Here is a 17,834-nt window from a genome sequence, read left to right on the forward strand (position 1 = left end):
AAAATGGAGCTTTCTACCACGGTGGTCATCATTCTGATCACCATCATTACCTCTTATCTTGGTTTCAAAAAACCGGAACTGCTTGAAAGATGGATGTTTACCCCGTATTTGATCAAAAACAGAAATCAATGGGACAGGTTTGTCCTTTCCGGATTTATCCATAAGGACAGCATGCATCTCCTTTTCAACATGTTTACGTTTTACTTTTTTGGAGGAGCTGTGGAGCAGTTTCTTACCTACAGGCTTGGCTTTATCCCGGGAACTGTGGTCTATGTTGTCTTTTACCTTGCGGCGATAGTGATTTCCGATATTCCAACTTATCTGAAAAACCAAAATAATTCCTATTACAGGGCGTTGGGGGCTTCTGGGGGAACTGCTGCGGCTGTATTTGCCAGCATCATCCTGATGCCATTGTCTGATATTTGTCTTTTCGGGATTTTGTGTTTGCCTGGATTCGCATTGGGAGTCCTCTTTCTGATCTACAGTATTGTACAAGCCAAAAAAGGGGGGGATGGTATCAACCACGATGCACATCTTTATGGAGCACTGTTCGGAATAGCTTTTATCCTAATCCTTTCACCAGTGAGTGGCCTTCACTTTATTGAAGAAATAAAAAACTTCAGGCTTTTTTGACCTGAAGTTTTTTTATTGTTTTAAATTTATTTTAACTTCTGGAGTTGACGGATCACTTTGTCGGTGACTGATTTCAGCAATACCTTCCAATGTTCGTCCATTCCTTTGTCCTCAGCGAAGACATCTGGTCCTGGAACACCTACTCTCATCCCAACCACATTGGTTATGTCTTTTCCTGTCCCTTCGTGCTTGAAATATACATCCACTGCATTGATCACATTGGCGAAGCGAGAAATCTTATCAATGGCTGATCTGATCTCTGCCTGTTCGCTATCTGAAATGTCCAAGTTAACGGATTGAACATCTAATTTTATCCCTTTGTAATTCTCTGTATAGTTCATAATTCGATGTTTTGATTTGAAAAATTCTATTTTGATAATTTATTGATCTTCATTTCAAATTTACAATAAAAGCGCTTTTAATTGAAGGCATGAAACATAAATTTTAGGTAAAGGGTAAAGAAAAAAGCTCCAAATCACAAAGATCTGGAGCTTTTAGACAATTTAAAAATGACTGATTTGAATTATTTCACTTCTTTCAGGGTATTCTCAACCAATAGTTTCACATGATCCTTGTGCGCCTTTGAAGCAATGTTGCCATTTGCATTTGCTGCTTTGGAACGGATATAGTTCAGATTGTAAAGCGCAGCGGACTTGGCCATATGGTTGAAACGGGCACTGGTCGCTCCCATCACCATACTTTTCAAAGTATTGACATACTCCAATTGGAGGTTTTGCCTAAAGCTATTGACATTTCCATTGATATCGGCATCGAAAATGGCTTTGGTCAAATCGCTCATATAGGTCGCCATGTTGTATTCATTGCCATATAGTTCCGAATCCACCATTCTCTGAAGTGTGTTTGGATGTGTCAAATGAGCCAAAACACTCCTTTGGGAGCCAAGTACCTGCTGATGGATTTTGGGATCTTCAGTTCCGGACATGAAGTTGAAACCCCTTCTTTGTCTGGCTAGATGGTTGATCAAATCATTCGGGATATCATATGCATTCGGTGCAAACATGTATTTCGACAATGTGGCAACAGCCCGCTTTTGGTCCTGAAGGCTCACAGGGGTATAGGGCTGAGTAGCACCTTCCTGGCCGGCCATTGCCCTATCCACATAAACACCTGCGACAAATCTCGAAATCACACCACCTGCAGTTGCGTATTGTCCCATCAGAATGTTGTAAGCTTGAGCGAGTTCTTGGTAGGACTCTCCCTCAGTAGAATATTTTTCTTTGATTCCGCCCATCAGCTCTTTGATTGTTTCCATCATGTGTATGGAATAGCCGATTTGATCACTGGACAAATCCCCAATCATCACCCTTGGGTCAATGGCTTTGCCTGGAGACCTCATGTCATCAGCATCATTTCCAAAGGTATGCTCAGGCTTGGTGGAGAGTGCCAAAATCGCATCCAATTCCTTTTTGGAAGTGACAGGAGTATATCCAAACTGGATCGCCCAGACATCATAAGGACCGACTGTGGTAGAGAAATAATGTCCTTGATTTGCTTTGTCTTTCGCCAGGTTGATGGAAAGATAATCCATCACGGATCCAGACAGGGCCTTCCCCTGAATGAAATCTTTGTCCCCCAGTTGCGCTGGAGTGAAGAGTTGCGAGGCTTTCATATTATGGTTCAATCCCAGAGTATGGCCAACTTCATGCATCAAAAGCTCACTCATCGCCTCTTTTTTCATGCCTTCCATCTCGTAATCAGAAGCTCCATGGGCTCTTAAAAAAGCTTGGCCGAACATCATGTTGTTTTGAAGATGTGCTCCCGCCATGCAGAAATGTCCATGTTGCATATTCCATTGGCCATTTTCGATGGCCGACTCATCACCGAATAGTTTATCATAAACCACCCTATTGGTATGATATACATATTCCAGCATGATGTCAGCACCCAGAATCTGCCCTGTTCTTGGATTGACGAAACTTGGACCATATCCTCCAAATGGAGGGTTTGGTGAGCTTGTCCATCTCAATACATTGTAACGGATGTCACCTGCGTCCCAATCGGCATCATCCGGTTGGATATTTACAACAACTGCATTTTTAAAACCTGCTTTCTCAAAAGCTTTGTTCCATTCCAAAACGGCACTTTTGATGGTTTCCCTCCATTCATGGGGAGTTGAGTTTTCTATCCACCAAACGATCGGCTCCACTGGCTCAGACAGAGCAGCGTTCGGGTCCTTTTTTCTCAAATCCCAGCGATGAACCAAGTCCTTATAGGGCGTTGGACCGCTTGAGGTCATATCCGTCACCTGAGTGGTGAAATATCCAACTCTAGGGTCATCATATCGAGGCGAATAGCCATTGTCAGGCAACTCGATCAAGCTGTGATATACCTTTATGCTCACATTCCTCCCGTCCGTCACAGCCGAGGAGCCTCCATTCAATACGGAAGGGTTGTTGTAAACATATTCTATGGCCAGATCGGTGTTTTTTTCATAATTCCTGACAGCCAAAACTTTTGTTTTTTCGCTGTCCAGGCTCCCCAATTTAAAAGAAGTTGGTCCTTCTCCGGGGAATGCTGGTGGCTTGATCTGGGAAAATGTTTCTTTAAGAAAAAGATTATCCGCTTTTATCAACAAAAGACCATTTTCAGCATCTTCTGCCTCGATCTTGGCGCTGGCCATGATTCCTTTGCTGATATTGGCATCTGCAGATTTGCTAAGTGGATTTTCAGGATCAAAGTAATGTGCATTGTTCTGGGCAACAAATTCAATTCTGTTAAAATACCGTTCTATCTTAAATATTTTGTTGTCACCATAAGCGCCTCTGAATGAAGAGGCCTCGGTCACCCCATCGGCTACCTGGGAAAAATAGATGAATTCTTTCCCAATCTGGTCTTTGGATACAAGCATTTTGAGTTCACCGCTGGTGGTGTCCTGATAAAAAGTAAAAAGGCCTTCATGTTTTTTGTGACCCTTTACAAGATCATCGATTTTCTTTTTATCATCCTTTTTCTCAACGGGAGCAGCCGTCGTAGCGGTATCCGCCTTTTTTTTCCTTTGGGCCAAAACATCTTGTCCTGGCCAAGTGACGGCGGCTATGAGCAGCACCGTTGTTAATAACAGTTTTTTTGTTCTTTGAATCATATAGTTTGCAATTGACTCAAACAATTTATCAATAGTTTTCAAAATTGACAAATGAGGAATTGAAAAGAGCACGAGTCAAACAACTATTTAACTAAAATTCACGGAAAATCGGGTAGGATAGGTTGTATTGCCAATGAGAATGGACGGTGGTAATGTGTAAAAATCAACACGAAATAATAGACCCCAAAATATGCAATAAGTTTCCCATGGGGTTGAGATGGTAAGAAAATCAAGCTACTTGGAGAAAAAAGAATAAGGAGGGGTAGCGGTAGGTTGAAGTCGAAAACAGTAAACTGATTGTGAAGCAATTTCAGTCTGGAATAGGTGACCCATAAAACGGGTTGAATAGGAGTCCATTAAATTTCACAAAAAAATAGTCCTACTTTCGAAGGACTATTTTATTTGTGAAATGAAAGCTTAAATCTTATGCTTCAGCAGGTACTACGCTGATATAAGATTTGCCGTCAAATTTCTTTTTGAATTGTACATGACCAGCCGCAGTTGCGAAGATTGTATGGTCTCTTCCAATTCCAACATTTTCTCCTGGATGATGTTTTGTACCTCTTTGTCTAATGATGATGTTGCCGGCAATAACTGCCTCTCCACCAAATTTCTTTACACCAAGACGCTTACTTTGTGAATCTCTACCATTTCTGGAACTACCGACACCTTTTTTGTGAGCCATAATATTTGATTTTTAAGGATTCTTATCAGAGAATCTTATAGTACAATACTTTCTATCATTATTTTTGTGAAATCCTGTCTGTGACCGTTTTTCTTTTTGTAACCTTTTCTTCGTTTCTTTTTGAAAACGATTACTTTGTCACCTTTTACATGGTCAAGGATTTTACCAGATACTAATGCTCCTGCTAATATAGGGGCACCAATTGATACAGTTCCGTTGTCTTCTGCCAACAATACCTGATCAAATTCCACGGAAGCGCCAGCTTCGCCTTGCATCAAAGGTGCATAAACGAACTGATCTTTTGTTACTTTGAACTGCTTTCCTGCGATGTTAACTATTGCGTACATAATTAAAATAGGATACTTTTTGTCAAAATTGAGGTGCAAATATAAGAATGATATGGAAGATTAAAAAATTAAACCCAAAATTAATTGAAGGAATATGAAGGCTTAACTTCGGATTTGATACCCTTGTGTAAATTTACAATTTCTGGGAGCGCTTCATGTGTTCAAATTATTATTTCAGACCTTTTTATCATATTTTTTCGATCATAGCTTTGATATGTCAGAAGCACTTTTTTAAGACCTTTTAGTCCATAAGTTCTTGAATGGCAATCTATTAAAATATTTATTTGACGTGTCAAGGTTATTCCAAATAATTTGAACAATAGTCAGAAATCTATTTGAATTGGAGTCTTTTTTTTATTTTAAAAATTATGCAAAAAAATTATACCCCTTGAAAAAGGCCTTTTCATTTAATTATCAGTTGAATTAAGCTATAATATTCAATTGGTTTTAAATAGGTTAAGCATAATTTGACCAAAGTTCAAAAAACTAATTGAATAGACTTGGGAGCTGTTTTATTTTCAAAATTTCTTAATCATATTTGTTCAGAGGCTGTTTACAAAATGTAGATAGACTCACCGCCCAAGCTGTGATCTTATAGTCTTCAACAACAATTGAAGTTCATACCTTATAAAACATTGAAGTTAATGCAACAAGTAGAACCTATCCTCCAAGAAAACAAAGGTCGTTTTGTCCTATTTCCTATCCAACACGACGACATATGGCATTTTTACAAAAAGGCTGAGGCCAGTTTCTGGACTGCCGAGGAGATTGATTTAAGTCAGGATTTGAAGGACTGGAAAAATCTCTCCGATGGAGAGAGACATTTTGTATCCCATGTTCTGGCTTTTTTTGCAGCCAGTGACGGGATCGTAAACGAAAACCTTGCGGAGCATTTCATTTCAGAAGTCCAATATACTGAGGCTAAATTTTTCTATGGTTTTCAAATCGCGATGGAAAATATCCACTCCGAAACCTACAGCTTGCTGATTGACACTTATATCAAGGACAATGTCGAAAGGGACAAATTGTTGAATGCCCTTGAGCACATCGACTGTGTCAAGAAAAAGGCCGATTGGGCTTTGAGATGGATTGACAATGGTAGTTTTCAGGAAAGACTTATTGCTTTTGCCGCCGTAGAAGGAATTTTCTTTTCCGGTTCCTTCTGCTCGATATTCTGGTTGAAGAAAAGGGGCCTTATGCCTGGTCTGACCTTTTCAAATGAATTGATTTCCAGAGACGAAGGATTGCATTGTGATTTTGCCTGTCACTTGTATTCCAATCACTTGGTCCAGCAACTCCCGAAAGAAACCGTAACGATGATCATCAAAGACGCGGTGGAGATCGAGAAGGAATTTGTCACCGATGCCTTGCCTGTTAAGCTGATTGGTATGAATTCGGATTTGATGTGTCAATACATCGAATTTGTAGCAGACCGATTATTGATGGAATTGGGTTGCAGCAAAGTTTGGAACAGCACCAATCCGTTTGATTTTATGGACATGATTTCCTTGCAGGGCAAAACCAACTTCTTCGAAAAAAGAGTGGGAGACTACCAAAAAGCAGGGGTCATGAAATCGAAGGAAATCACAGATTCCCCGAAATTTTCAGTGGGAGAGGATTTCTAGTCAACAATTGTTTTAAAAAAAATAAAGAGCGAACAGCATGTTAGTAATAAAAAGAGACGGACGAAGAGAATCTGTACGATTTGACAAAATCACTTCCAGGATAGAAAATCTTTGCTACAGTTTGGATGGTCGGTACATCCAGCCCATAGAAGTTGCCAAAAAAGTCATCGATGGATTGTATGACGGCGTGTCAACAACGGAATTGGACAGTTTGGCGGCAGAAATCTGTGCGTCTCTTACCGTAAAACATCCAGATTATGCGGTTTTGGCTGCTAGGATAGCCATCTCCAACCTGCATAAAACCACCAGTCAGTCTTTTTCCAATACCATGAAAAGGCTGTACACCTATATCAATCCAAAAACAGGTGAAAATGCTGCTTTAATTGCTCCCGATGTTTATGGGATCATTAAAAAACACGCCGCAAAATTGGATGAGGCCATCAATTATAAAAGGGATTTTGACTATGATTTTTTTGGATTCAAAACCCTTGAAAAAAGTTACCTGATCAGATTGGATGGAAAGGTGGTGGAAAGACCACAACACATGCTGATGCGGGTGGCAATCGGAATCCACAAAGAGGATATTGATGCTGCCATAGAAACCTATAATTTGCTTTCTGAAAAGTGGTTTACACATGCCACACCGACACTTTTTAATGCTGGGACACCAAAGCCTCAGTTGTCTTCATGCTTTTTGCTCACCATGAAGGATGACAGTATCGATGGGATTTATGACACGCTGAAGCAGTGTGCCAAGATCTCCCAATCGGCTGGAGGCATCGGGCTTTCTATTCACAACGTAAGGGCCAAAGGAACCTATATCAGGGGAACCAATGGTGTTTCCAACGGAATCGTGCCCATGTTGAGAAACTTTGACATGACCGCCAGATACGTAGATCAGGGTGGGGGAAAGAGAAAAGGAAGTTTTGCCATTTATCTGGAACCATGGCATGCCGATGTGAAGGATTTCTTGGAATTGAAGAGAAATCACGGAAAAGAGGAAATGAGGGCAAGGGACTTGTTCTATGCTTTGTGGATTCCTGATCTATTTATGAGAAGAGTGGAACAAAATGAAAGTTGGTCTCTCTTCTGCCCACACGAAGCTCCGGGTCTTGCGGATTGCCATAGTGAAGAATTTGAAAAGCTTTATGAAAAGTACGAAAGAGAAGGAAGAGCAAGGGAAGTTGTCAAAGCGCAGGAACTTTGGTTCGAAATCCTAGAATCCCAAATCGAAACTGGTACTCCCTACATTCTATTCAAGGACGCAGCAAACAACAAATCCAATCAGCAAAATTTGGGTACGATCAAATCTTCCAACCTTTGCACGGAGATCATCGAATACACTGCCCCTGATGAAGTAGCCGTTTGTAATCTTGCTTCCATTGCTCTGCCAAAGTATGTGGCAACCGGTCCTGATGGCAAGCGCTATTTTGATCACCAAAAACTATATGAAATCACCAAAGTGGCAACAAGGAACCTGAACAAGGTCATTGATGTGAACTATTATCCGGTAGAAGAGGCTAGAAGATCCAATTTTAGACATAGACCCATTGGTTTGGGAGTGCAAGGTCTTGCGGATGCATTCATTATGCTGCGAATGCCTTTCGATTCTCCAGAGGCACAGGGACTGAACGAGGATATTTTCGAAACGATTTATTATGCGGCGATGGAAACTTCCATGGAACTTGCAAAGGTCCAAGGAACTTACGAGACCTATGCAGGATGTCCGGTTTCCAAAGGACAATTCCAATTCGATCTGTGGGGAGTAACCCCAAAGTCAGGAAGATGGAATTGGTCTGAACTGAAAGAAAAAGTAAATAAATACGGCATTCGGAATTCCCTTTTGGTTGCTCCCATGCCGACTGCTTCTACCTCTCAGATATTGGGCAACAATGAATGTTTTGAGCCTTATACTTCCAATATTTATACGCGAAGAACCTTATCAGGAGAGTTTATAGTGGTGAACAAACACCTCATGAAGGATTTGATTAGGCTTGGAATTTGGAATGATTCGATGAAAAACAGATTGATCGCCGCAAATGGATCCGTTCAGAATCTTCCGGGTGTTCCCCAGAATATCAAGGATATTTACAAAACAGTTTGGGAAATTTCCCAAAGGGTCATCATCGACATGGCAGCAGATAGGGGAGCCTATATTTGCCAATCCCAAAGCATGAACGTTTTCCTTCAGGATGCAAACTTCGGGAAATTGACATCCATGCATTTCTACTCTTGGAAGAAGGGCTTGAAAACGGGTATGTACTATCTGAGATCCCAGGCTGCAGCCAGTGCGATCCAGTTCACAGTGGATAAATCTTCATTTGATAACCAGCCAGCAAATGCTGCCGAACAAGAAGTTGTCGTAGCCAAATCTCAAAATCAGGATGCAATTGCCTGTTCTTTGGACAATCCAGATGATTGCGAAATGTGTGGGAGTTAATTAATTTTCAATTTTTAATCAAAAAAAGAAGCCTTGTGATCGCAAGGCTTCTTTTTTTTGATTAAACCCGTATTATGATGCATTGCCCATTCTTTTCTAGCCTTAAATTGCTTAATCATCATTCAGCTATCAATAATTTTTACTTCCTCCTATCGCTACTCTGACCTATTCTCCAAATAGTCTGATTTTCTTGCAATTTCAATCCCACATTTGAAAACCTATTGCGGGTTAAACTAATTTAGGAAGCAAAGAGGTGTGAAACTGCGCGTAAATAGGGGGTAAGACATGGGAGATTGTGAAAAGTCAAAAAAACCGGATGGGGAAAAAATAATACACCAAGGATGTTTATTTTCCTTTATCAATCTTCTCTTGAACTTCCTGCTCTGTTTCTGGTCCCGTTTTTTCCATTTGAATGTTTTTATTCAATTCTGGTTCAAACGTGAGTTCGATGAAAACTGGAAAATGATCAGATCCAATGTCTTCGAGCAATTCCATTCTGGTCAGCCCAAATTCTTTGGAATAAAAAACATGGTCCAATGGATATCGAAAAAGTGGAAATCTAGCATTATAAGTATTGAACATTCCCACCCCTTCCCGCGGATCCACGAGTTCGGCATATTTCTGAAAAAGTTCGGAAGTGTAAGACCAAGCGACATCGTTGAGGTCACCCGCGACAATTACCGGAATGGAACTGCCTTTGATTTCCTGACCAACAATCAAAATTTCCGTGTCTCTTTCGTAGGTGTCCGTTCCTGGTTTTGGCGGTTCGGGGTGAAGGCCGTACAACATGATTTCATTCCCGGTCCTCAAAGTGATTTTTGTGGCAATAGATGGGATTTCATCAGAAACCAAATACCTGGTTTTTTTTTCGGACAAGGGCAATTTGGAATACAAAATCATTCCGTAGGTATTTGACAAGGGCTCTTTTATAAAATAGGGGTACTTTTCGTCCAAATCAAGCAGGCCTTTCGCCCAAACATCATCCGGTTCAGTGATCAGTATGATATCGGGATCCCATCTGGTGATGAGATTTGTGAAAGCACCGATTTCTGTATTGTCCATCCGGACATTGGTGACCAAAAGGGAAAACCGGTTTTCATCCGTGGTGACGACTGATTTTTTTGCTTGGGAAGGATAGAAGGGGGTGTAAAAAATGATTTTGGAGATTTGTAGGACCAATGAAATCGTCAGCAACGAAATAATCAGGATTTTCATTTTTCCTCGTCCTGCCAAAAAGATGATGCAAAGAACAATAGAAATCAAACAAAATACAGCAATCGAACTTCTTGGAAAATCAAAAATTCGGATCCACCATTTTGAAGATTTGATAAAAGGGAGGAGGGTTGAAACGATTGAAATTATACTAAAACTGTAAGTAAAATTTTTCATATTCAACTAGATTGGGGCCAATGGATTTTATGAGGTATGCACAAGTAAGGATTAGACAATAGAAATCAAAATTCACATTCCTCATACCCATTTCCCCCTATGTAGGGATTTAGCGAAAATTAATATTTACAAATGGGATTCAAAAAAGAGTCTCCTCTTGGTTTTTGCCCAGTGGGAGAATGTTTTCAAATGAATGCCGTGTTTGCTTCAAAAACAAACAAAGTTATGACCTCTACTCAATCAATTCAATTCCTGTACCAGTTTTCAAATAGTTTTATCTTTCTTACTTCACGCCCGCCAGTAAATACAAAACGGCCATTCTGATCGCCACTCCGTTTTCCACTTGGTTCAAGATGATGGAATGTTCACTGTCGGCTACATCCGAATTCAACTCAACCCCACGGTTGATGGGGCCCGGGTGCATAATGACAATTTCTTTGTCCAGCCTGTCAAGCATCTTTTTGTTGACCCCAAAGTATAGGGAATATTCCCGGAGGGAAGGAAAATATTTGATTTGCTGCCTTTCAAGCTGAATGCGGAGAACGTTGGCGACGTCGCACCACTCAAGTGCTTTTTGGACATCATATTCCACTTTCACGCCTAGGCTAGCGATGTGCTTGGGTAAAAGCGTGATCGGTCCACAAACCATGACTTCCGCCCCGAGTTTTTGAAGACAAAAAATATTGGACAGCGCCACTCTGGAGTGGAGGATGTCCCCAATGATGGCTACTTTTTTTCCGGCAACGTCCCCAAGTTTTTCGCGGATGGAAAAGGCATCCAATAAAGCCTGGGTCGGATGTTCATGGGTGCCATCCCCTGCATTGATGATGTTGGCTTTGATGTTTTTGGAAAGAAAATGGGGCGATCCGGGACTGCTGTGTCGCATGACAACCATATCGACTTTCATGGAAAGGATATTGTTTACGGTGTCGATCAGGGTTTCGCCTTTTTTGACCGAGCTACTGGCCGAGGAAAAATTGATAACATCTGCAGAAAGTCTTTTTTCTGCCAATTCGAAGGAAAGCCGGGTTCGTGTGGAATTTTCGAAAAAGATATTGGCGATGGTAATGTCTCTCAGGGACGGCACTTTCTTGATGGGCCTGTTCAAAACTTCCTTGAAATTCTGTGCGGTTTCAAAGATGAGCTGTATGTCTTCGGTGGTGATGTCCTTGATGCCTAAGAGGTGTCGGGTGCTGAGTTGTGACATGTTTAGTTTTTAACTTTTTCTGTTATCCAAATGGCATCTTTTTCAAAACCTTTTTCTGCCCATTCCACGACCACATATTGACTTTCCAAGGTGTTGACTTTGACGCCGAAGTAATCGGGCATGATCGGGTAGTCGCGGGTGTATTTTCTGTCCACCAATACCATGAGTTCCACCTTTTGAGTTCTCCCAAAGGCAATCATGGCATCCATGGCCGCTCTTACCGATCGCCCTTTGTAAAGGACGTCATCCACAAGGATTACTTTTTTTCCCTCCAGTAAAAAATCGATTTTGGTCTCGTTGGCTTGAAGAGGAAAATCCCTTCTTCGAAAATCATCCCTGTGAAATGTAGCGTCCAAGTAGCCAAAGGGAACGCTGATACCGGAAATTTCTTTCAGCAATTTCACGAGTTTATCCAATACGATTGGCCCCCTTGGCTGTAGACCCAAGAGAACAGTATTTTCAAAAGTATCGTGATTTTCAATCAACTGATGGCAAAAACGCTTCAGGATGATGTCAATTTGCTGTTGATCCAGAACAATTCTTTTTTGCATGGCTTCGATTTGTGTGCAAATATAAAAAGAAAAGGTGGGGAATGAAGAATGGCTTCGTATAAATGCGCCATCCTTGAAACCGGATTTCAAGAAATGATTTCTCTCTGTTCAAGAAAGCCTTAATACTTGTGTCGAATTGAAAATCTGTTGCCTAGATATCATTGTTTTTTAAGGCCTTCTTCGGGGACGAATAAGTCCCCATTCACCTTGATTTTGGTGATAAAAAAAACTTCACGGATTTCTTCTTTTCCGGATTCGTTTTGAAAGCGAATTTTTTGTTTTCCAGAGAGTAGGAAATACTCCTGAAACCACCAAGTCAGTTGCAAACTGCTTTCTTGCGTATCTCGGATCCGTTCGTTTTCCTTGATAAGTTGGATTTCGAAGGGCTGGTTTTCAAAAATCACTTCTCCGTTTTTGAGGAAACTCATCTTGATCTCCAGTCCATCAAGATACAGGTAATGGAGTTTTTCTCCGTCAAAACTGATTTCCCCGAATTTGCTGGGATCGGCAGTGGTTTTGTTCTCCAGATTTAGGGCATTGTCCCAGATCACGCGACCATCTTTGTTGATCAGCGCAAATTGTGCCGAGATGAATTTGTATTCCCCTTCCCGCGCCATGCTTGGATACCTCGGGTATCCTCCATATCCCAAAAGGGGGTCGCCATACATGCCTCCCATAAAAGGGTTGAAGGGATTCATCCTGTATATATTGTTGGCATAGACACCGTCTCGGGGCATGTATCTCGGATTGCTGGCAGAAAAATAATCATTGTAAACCAAAAATCCATCCTCCAAATTGATGACTTCCCGAGTGGAAAAAACTGGGCTTATTGTCGGTTTTCTTCCCTTTTCAATGGTTTTTTCCACAGCCCTTAACTTTTTTTCACGGTTCTTTTCATTTAGGTAATTGTAAAAATTGGGAAAATCCTCTAACGTGTAATAGTTCGTATTGAATTCCCCGAATTCGTTGATGTTGGTGATGTAGATCCCGGAAAACGCTTCTCTTTTTCGCTGTCCAAAGGGACCGATGAGGCTTTGCTGGTAATTTTGGATAGGTGTCAAAATGCCTTCCACGATTTCCATGTCTGAATCTTCCAATTTGTCTATCATCACTTCCCTTATCTTGTTTCCCTCTCCATCAAAGGTCAGAACCAAGACCTGCTTCATTTTGAATTTGTCCCGCTTGCTGATCAAGATGTCAAAAATCCCGAGGGCAGGATCTTTTCTCAACTGGAGAATTTGCGTGTCTTTGGAATAAATTCCCTGCACGGTGACCATATTGTTGGTTTCCAGGTCAAAAATCTGAACCACGGGTCTCATTTCAGTGGTGCCCATGAATATGGCTTTGCGATTCAAAACCAAAAATTCACTCAATTCCATGTTGAGGACATTCTTGATGTTGATCTCCTTTAATTCCATCGTAGCAAGATTGATTTCCATCACATACCGGTCGTCTGTCTGGTAAGTCCCTTTTTGTAACATGGCATAAAAAAAATCACCATCCAGGTCAAAGCCAACAAGTTCATAATTGTCCCTGATGTTGATTTCAGAAAGTTCTTCGAACTTCAATTCATAATCCATTTCCAAAAGCTGGAGTTTTTTTTTCGAACCGAGGCCTTTTTCCGAAAGGCTTCGAAATGCAATCAATCCTTCTGAAGAGGGCAGAATGGTAAAATTATTGTCGTTGAAATTTGAATTAATTTCAAACCTTTCCAGAAACTGGATTTGTGAAAAACCAGGTATTTGGACAAGTAAAAAAATGAAGAAAATGAATGTAGGCTTCATGAGCTTATTTTTATGATATGGTCAAATTGTGGTTTTTCTACAGGCATGACCGAAAGCCTGGATTGTTTGAGCATGGGCAGATCTCTCAGGTTGTCATCTGCCTTGATTTCCTCCAATCCCATTGGTTTTGAAAGTGCCTTCACCGGTTTGATTTTTACGGCAAGCCAACCTTTGTTCTGGCTGTCCCCGGGATCGGGAAAGGCGGAAGCGCTCACTTTGGCCACGCCGACGATTTCCTTCTTTTTTCCACTGTGGTAAAATAGGATATGATCGCCGATTTCCATTTCCCTTAGATAATTCCTTGCCTGAAAATTCCGGATGCCATCCCAAACATCTTCCCCTTTTTTGGTTAGGTCTTCAAAACTGTAAGTTTCCGGTTCGGATTTGACTAGCCAATACTTCATACGGTCTTTTTCATTGGATTGATTTGCTTAAGTTAAGCTTTAAGATTTTATTTTGAAACATTTATTGGTGACATTTGTCCTTATCGATAATCAACCTTTTTAAGATTTTGGACCAAAAAAGCATCATTCGCCAACTCAAGCTGATCATCAAACTGATGGAGCTCCACGAGGAAAATATTTTTAAAATCAAAAGTTATCAAACCGCTGTGAATACCTTGGAAAGGGGTGAAATCTCCATCGAAGGCTTGGGGGTTTCTGAGCTGCAAGGCATCAACGGAATCGGGAAGAGTATTGCAGAGGTCGTTTTTTCCTTGGGAACAAGCCAAACCCACTCCGTTCTGGAGGATTTATTAGCCAAAACACCAACGGGCATCCTTGAGATTTTGGAAATAAAGGGATTGGGACCCAAAAAAGTAAAGACCCTCTGGGAGGAGTTGAACATCACTTCCACCCATGAATTGCTTGAGGCTTGCCAAGCAGGCCAGGTAGCCAAGATCAAAGGGTTTGGCGAGAAAACTCAGGAAAGCATCATTCAAGGTCTTGAATTCAAGGTTGCCAACATTGGCAAATGGCTTTATGCCGAAGTAGAAGCAGCGGTAGAGCAAGTTGCAGATGCGATAAAAGAATTGGAAGTAGTGGATCAATCCGTGACCGTTGGCGAATATTCCCGAAAAATGGAAATCATCGAATCCGTGGAATTCCTTGTTTCCACTAAGGACAGAAGGGGAGTGATGGCTGCTTTGGAAGGGATCAAGAATCTTGAAAAAGACAAAAAATCCTCTAGCCCATTTAAATGGAGAGGGGTGATTATTTCCCCTGAGGTCAAGGTGGACATCCACTTTTGCGGGGAAGAGAATTTTGTGAAAGAAAAAATATTGAGAACCGGGAGCAAGGCCCACCTGCTTTACCCCGTGGAGGATCAAAAACCCTTGATCGATTTTTTGAATGAGGGTCCATTCCAGGACGAAAAGGAAGCTTACCAAAGAGCAGGACTGTCCTGGATTCCCGAAGAACTACGGGAAGGTTTTTTTGAATTTGAGTGGGCAAAATCCGGCGAAATCCCAGCACTCTTGGAAGTAAAGGATTTGAAGGGGATCCTGCACAATCATTCTATCTACAGCGATGGAAAGCATACACTGAGACAAATGGCAGTGCATTGCAAGGAGTTGGGCTACGAATATTTGGGGATTTCAGACCACAGCCGTTCGGCATTTTACGCAGGTGGACTTGAAATCGAGAAGGTTGAGAAACAATTTTTGGAAATTGAGTCCTTGAATATTGAATTGGCACCATTCAGAATCTTTAAGGGGATCGAAAGCGACATCCTGAATGATGGCAGTTTGGACTATCCCGACGAGATTTTGACAGGTTTCGATTTTGTGGTTTCCTCGATCCATTCCCCTTTAAGTATGGATCGGAAAAGGGCAACTGCAAGATTGCTAAAGGCAATCGATAATCCCTACACTACCATTTTGGGCCATCCAACCGGGCGTTTGTTGCTGAGAAGGGAAGGGTATCCGATTGATCATAAAGTGGTCATTGATGCCTGTGCTGCCCGGCAAGTGGTGATAGAAATCAATGCCAACCCTTGGCGTCTCGACTTGGATTGGAGATGGGTCCATTATGCCTTGGAGCAGGGAGTGAAGCTTTCCATCAATCCGGATGCGCATGCCATGGAGGGATATGCCGATATGAAATATGGAGTAATGGTGGGAAGGAAAGGAGGGCTGACCAAAGACATGACATTCAACGCGCTATCGCTCGTGGAAATGGAAAGTTATTTTCGAGGCAGAAAAGATAAAATTAAAGCAACATTGGAACAATGAATTGGATGGATAAAGATGAGGAGTTGTTGATTCAACGGTCCTTTATATTTGGAGTTACAGGAATTTTACTTTGTTTGATACCGCTAGCGAATGGATATTTTCAATGGCTCGATGCGCCAATGCAGCCCCTGAATGGTGTGGGTATCGCCCTTCAGCTTTTTGCATTGAGCATCAGTGTGCTCATTTTGAGAAAACGCAAAATCAAAGAGGCGGTAAAGGAAAAGGCCAAAAAAATGATTCTGGTGTTGACCGTATCGTTGATTTTCTTTTTTATGGTGATTTGACCTTTTGTTTTTTCGAAATGCATAAAAACCCAAGGATTGGAGATTGAGCCGATAGGCCAAGGAAAAAATATTGGTCCCAAATACTCCTTTTTGTAAAAAAAATGAAAATCAACAATTGAAACAGATGCGTAAACTCAATTTTATCCATGCACTGACTTTTTTGTGTGCTCTGCTTTTTTTCTCCTGCAGTGGGGATAAAATGGATTGGCAGGAGGGAGATATTTTGTTCCAAGATGGGGATTGTGGTGATTTTTGTGATGCCATTCGAAAAGTGACTCAGGGTTATGAAGACCTCGATTTTTCTCATAATGGCCTTTTAATGAAAGAAAAAGGAGAGTGGTTTGTCCTGGAGGCGGTTTCTAAGGGTGTCAGCAAAACTGCGTTAAAGGAATTTATGGGAAGGCAACTGGATGGAAATGGAAACCCCAAAGTGGTCGTGGGAAGATTGGTTCCCGAATTCCAGCCACTGATTCCTGCAGCGCTTATCGAGGCCCAAGCGCTTTTGGGAAAACCCTATGATGTTGTTTTTGACTTGGAAAACGACACCTATTACTGCTCCGAACTGATTCATTTTGCTTTCAAAAAAGCCAATGGCGGCAAGAATGTTTTTACCCCAAAACCCATGACCTTCGTGGACCCGGATACGGGTGAGCTTTTTGGGATTTGGAATACCTACTATGCAAAGATGGGGATTTCCGCGCCTGAAGGTGAAATGGGACTTAATCCCGGAGGAATGTCATTGGAACCGGTGCTGGAGATTATATATGCGTTTTATTGAAAATCTTTTTTGTTCTATTGGTAGCTCCTCATAATTCTTTGCCTTTACAGGAAAGAGGATTGAGTGTTTTTTGGGACTTTCAATGCATAATGGATTAAACTCAAAATAAGCAATAGGTTTCCCAATGGGGTTAAAACCACGGGAAAATCAGGCTGTTTGGAGCATAAGGGATAGTGTCGATGTGGTGAAGTAAAAAATTGTAGGTAAGGAATGATTATTTAGTAATTTCAGGCTGGCTTATAAATGGTCATGCATAGATCGGGTTAAATTTCCTTTTTTAGATTTTCCAAACCAGAGATATCAAAATCAGCTCATGGATCCACTTCTGAAAAAACTCAACTACAAGGAGAACACCAAGATATTTATTGGGAATGCCCCCAAAGATCTTGACGAAAAAATGAAGGATTGGATTGATCAGGGCTTGGTGACAAACTTGCTGCAAGAAGCAGGATTTTTTCTTTTCTTTGCCCAAACCGAAGAGGAGATCAGGGTGAATTATGAAGCCGTACATGCCAATATCCAAAATGATGAGATTTTCTGGATGGCTTACCCAAAGAGAACTTCCAAGAAATACAAAGCTGTCATCAGCCGGGACAAGGGTTGGGCGTTTTTGGGTAAATCAGGGTTTGAGGGTGTGAGACAGGTAGCGATTGATGAAGATTGGTCCGCTTTACGCTTCCGGAAATTGGAATTCATCAAAAAACTGACAAGAAAAAACAGAATGACTTTGGCGTAAAAAAGAAAAAAGTGGAGAAAGGCTTATTGCCTCCTCCACCAC

16 protein-coding genes are annotated in these 17,834 nt (G+C 41.3%); 7 read left to right on the forward strand and 9 right to left on the reverse strand.

All coding sequences use genetic code 11. The annotated features are described in order from the left end of the window. The first annotated feature begins 3 nt into the window (after positions 1-3). Positions 4-633, forward strand: coding sequence for a rhomboid family intramembrane serine protease (locus tag Q7J63_RS06360; protein ID WP_019600589.1), 630 nt, complete (start codon positions 4-6; stop codon positions 631-633). Positions 634-659: 26 nt separating this feature from the next. Here Q7J63_RS06360 and Q7J63_RS06365 read toward each other — a convergent pair whose 3' ends face one another. The 4 genes from Q7J63_RS06365 to rplU form a co-directional block, all read right to left on the reverse strand. Continuing rightward, a complete protein-coding gene (locus Q7J63_RS06365; RefSeq protein WP_019600590.1) occupies positions 660-974 on the reverse strand; it encodes an HPF/RaiA family ribosome-associated protein in 315 nt (104 codons plus the stop codon). A 182-nt stretch (positions 975-1,156) separates the two neighbouring features. Further along, positions 1,157-3,736, reverse strand: coding sequence for a zinc-dependent metalloprotease (locus Q7J63_RS06370; protein WP_304884804.1), 2,580 nt, complete (start codon positions 3,734-3,736; stop codon positions 1,157-1,159). A gap of 424 nt (positions 3,737-4,160) precedes the next feature. Further along, complete coding sequence (gene rpmA, locus Q7J63_RS06375) at positions 4,161-4,421, reverse strand: 50S ribosomal protein L27 (RefSeq protein WP_019600592.1); 261 nt, start codon at positions 4,419-4,421, stop codon at positions 4,161-4,163. 35 nt (positions 4,422-4,456) lie between these two features. Beyond that, positions 4,457-4,768 (reverse strand): 50S ribosomal protein L21, encoded by a 312-nt coding sequence (rplU, locus tag Q7J63_RS06380; protein WP_019600593.1) that lies wholly within the window; start codon positions 4,766-4,768, stop codon positions 4,457-4,459. A 644-nt stretch (positions 4,769-5,412) separates the two neighbouring features. Between rplU and Q7J63_RS06385 the strand changes: the two genes are divergently transcribed. Together Q7J63_RS06385 and Q7J63_RS06390 are read left to right on the forward strand one after the other, a co-directional pair. Further along, entirely contained in the window at positions 5,413-6,393 is a 981-nt protein-coding gene (locus Q7J63_RS06385; protein ID WP_019600594.1) for a ribonucleoside-diphosphate reductase small subunit, read from the forward strand. Positions 6,394-6,430: 37 nt separating this feature from the next. Further along, on the forward strand, positions 6,431-8,833 hold the full coding sequence (locus Q7J63_RS06390) for a ribonucleoside-diphosphate reductase subunit alpha (RefSeq protein WP_304884807.1): 2,403 nt from the start codon (positions 6,431-6,433) through the stop codon (positions 8,831-8,833). A 345-nt stretch (positions 8,834-9,178) separates the two neighbouring features. Here Q7J63_RS06390 and Q7J63_RS06395 read toward each other — a convergent pair whose 3' ends face one another. The 5 genes from Q7J63_RS06395 to Q7J63_RS06415 form a co-directional block, all read right to left on the reverse strand. Beyond that, entirely contained in the window at positions 9,179-10,048 is an 870-nt protein-coding gene (locus Q7J63_RS06395) for an endonuclease/exonuclease/phosphatase family protein (protein WP_161629756.1), read from the reverse strand. Positions 10,049-10,505: 457 nt separating this feature from the next. After that, complete coding sequence (locus tag Q7J63_RS06400; protein WP_019600616.1) at positions 10,506-11,429, reverse strand: aspartate carbamoyltransferase catalytic subunit; 924 nt, start codon at positions 11,427-11,429, stop codon at positions 10,506-10,508. Positions 11,430-11,431: 2 nt separating this feature from the next. Beyond that, a complete protein-coding gene (gene pyrR, locus Q7J63_RS06405) occupies positions 11,432-11,980 on the reverse strand; it encodes a bifunctional pyr operon transcriptional regulator/uracil phosphoribosyltransferase PyrR (protein WP_026333918.1) in 549 nt (182 codons plus the stop codon). A gap of 158 nt (positions 11,981-12,138) precedes the next feature. Then, positions 12,139-13,764 carry a hypothetical protein gene (locus Q7J63_RS06410; protein WP_019600614.1) on the reverse strand — a complete coding sequence of 542 codons (1,626 nt, stop codon included), beginning with the start codon at positions 13,762-13,764 and terminating at the stop codon, positions 12,139-12,141. After that, the gene (locus tag Q7J63_RS06415) at positions 13,761-14,168 is read right to left on the reverse strand and encodes an EVE domain-containing protein (RefSeq protein WP_304884809.1); all 408 of its coding nucleotides are present in this window, start codon (positions 14,166-14,168) and stop codon (positions 13,761-13,763) included. Before Q7J63_RS06415 ends, Q7J63_RS06410 begins: the two co-directional genes overlap by 4 nt. Positions 14,169-14,323: 155 nt before the next feature. On the opposite strand from Q7J63_RS06415, the gene Q7J63_RS06420 reads away from it, so the two are divergent. From Q7J63_RS06420 to Q7J63_RS06435, 4 genes are all read left to right on the forward strand, one after another. Then, positions 14,324-15,994: a DNA polymerase/3'-5' exonuclease PolX gene (locus Q7J63_RS06420; RefSeq protein WP_304884920.1), complete on the forward strand. Its 1,671-nt coding sequence runs from the start codon at positions 14,324-14,326 to the stop codon at positions 15,992-15,994. 5 nt (positions 15,995-15,999) lie between these two features. Next, positions 16,000-16,278: a hypothetical protein gene (locus Q7J63_RS06425; RefSeq protein WP_316928883.1), complete on the forward strand. Its 279-nt coding sequence runs from the start codon at positions 16,000-16,002 to the stop codon at positions 16,276-16,278. Positions 16,279-16,402: 124 nt separating this feature from the next. Then, positions 16,403-17,056 carry a YiiX/YebB-like N1pC/P60 family cysteine hydrolase gene (locus Q7J63_RS06430; protein ID WP_304884811.1) on the forward strand — a complete coding sequence of 218 codons (654 nt, stop codon included), beginning with the start codon at positions 16,403-16,405 and terminating at the stop codon, positions 17,054-17,056. A gap of 313 nt (positions 17,057-17,369) precedes the next feature. Further along, on the forward strand, positions 17,370-17,792 hold the full coding sequence (locus tag Q7J63_RS06435) for a hypothetical protein (protein ID WP_304884813.1): 423 nt from the start codon (positions 17,370-17,372) through the stop codon (positions 17,790-17,792). The last annotated feature ends 42 nt before the right edge of the window (positions 17,793-17,834 follow it).

The organism is Rhodonellum sp., from assembly GCF_030656585.1.
Taxonomy (GTDB): domain Bacteria; phylum Bacteroidota; class Bacteroidia; order Cytophagales; family Cyclobacteriaceae; genus Rhodonellum; species Rhodonellum psychrophilum.

What these genes read in the sequence shown, in the direction of transcription:
- Q7J63_RS06360 (WP_019600589.1), top strand. Translation starts at nt 4, where the DNA reads ATGGAGCTTTCTACCACGGTGGTCATCATTCTGATCACCATCATTACC.
- Q7J63_RS06365 (WP_019600590.1), bottom strand. Translation starts at nt 974, where the DNA reads ATGAACTATACAGAGAATTACAAAGGGATAAAATTAGATGTTCAATCC.
- Q7J63_RS06370 (WP_304884804.1), bottom strand. Translation starts at nt 3,736, where the DNA reads ATGATTCAAAGAACAAAAAAACTGTTATTAACAACGGTGCTGCTCATA.
- rpmA (WP_019600592.1), bottom strand. Translation starts at nt 4,421, where the DNA reads ATGGCTCACAAAAAAGGTGTCGGTAGTTCCAGAAATGGTAGAGATTCA.
- rplU (WP_019600593.1), bottom strand. Translation starts at nt 4,768, where the DNA reads ATGTACGCAATAGTTAACATCGCAGGAAAGCAGTTCAAAGTAACAAAA.
- Q7J63_RS06385 (WP_019600594.1), top strand. Translation starts at nt 5,413, where the DNA reads ATGCAACAAGTAGAACCTATCCTCCAAGAAAACAAAGGTCGTTTTGTC.
- Q7J63_RS06390 (WP_304884807.1), top strand. Translation starts at nt 6,431, where the DNA reads ATGTTAGTAATAAAAAGAGACGGACGAAGAGAATCTGTACGATTTGAC.
- Q7J63_RS06395 (WP_161629756.1), bottom strand. Translation starts at nt 10,048, where the DNA reads ATGAAAATCCTGATTATTTCGTTGCTGACGATTTCATTGGTCCTACAA.
- Q7J63_RS06400 (WP_019600616.1), bottom strand. Translation starts at nt 11,429, where the DNA reads ATGTCACAACTCAGCACCCGACACCTCTTAGGCATCAAGGACATCACC.
- pyrR (WP_026333918.1), bottom strand. Translation starts at nt 11,980, where the DNA reads ATGCAAAAAAGAATTGTTCTGGATCAACAGCAAATTGACATCATCCTG.
- Q7J63_RS06410 (WP_019600614.1), bottom strand. Translation starts at nt 13,764, where the DNA reads ATGAAGCCTACATTCATTTTCTTCATTTTTTTACTTGTCCAAATACCT.
- Q7J63_RS06415 (WP_304884809.1), bottom strand. Translation starts at nt 14,168, where the DNA reads ATGAAGTATTGGCTAGTCAAATCCGAACCGGAAACTTACAGTTTTGAA.
- Q7J63_RS06420 (WP_304884920.1), top strand. Translation starts at nt 14,324, where the DNA reads ATGGAGCTCCACGAGGAAAATATTTTTAAAATCAAAAGTTATCAAACC.
- Q7J63_RS06425 (WP_316928883.1), top strand. Translation starts at nt 16,000, where the DNA reads ATGGATAAAGATGAGGAGTTGTTGATTCAACGGTCCTTTATATTTGGA.
- Q7J63_RS06430 (WP_304884811.1), top strand. Translation starts at nt 16,403, where the DNA reads ATGCGTAAACTCAATTTTATCCATGCACTGACTTTTTTGTGTGCTCTG.
- Q7J63_RS06435 (WP_304884813.1), top strand. Translation starts at nt 17,370, where the DNA reads ATGGATCCACTTCTGAAAAAACTCAACTACAAGGAGAACACCAAGATA.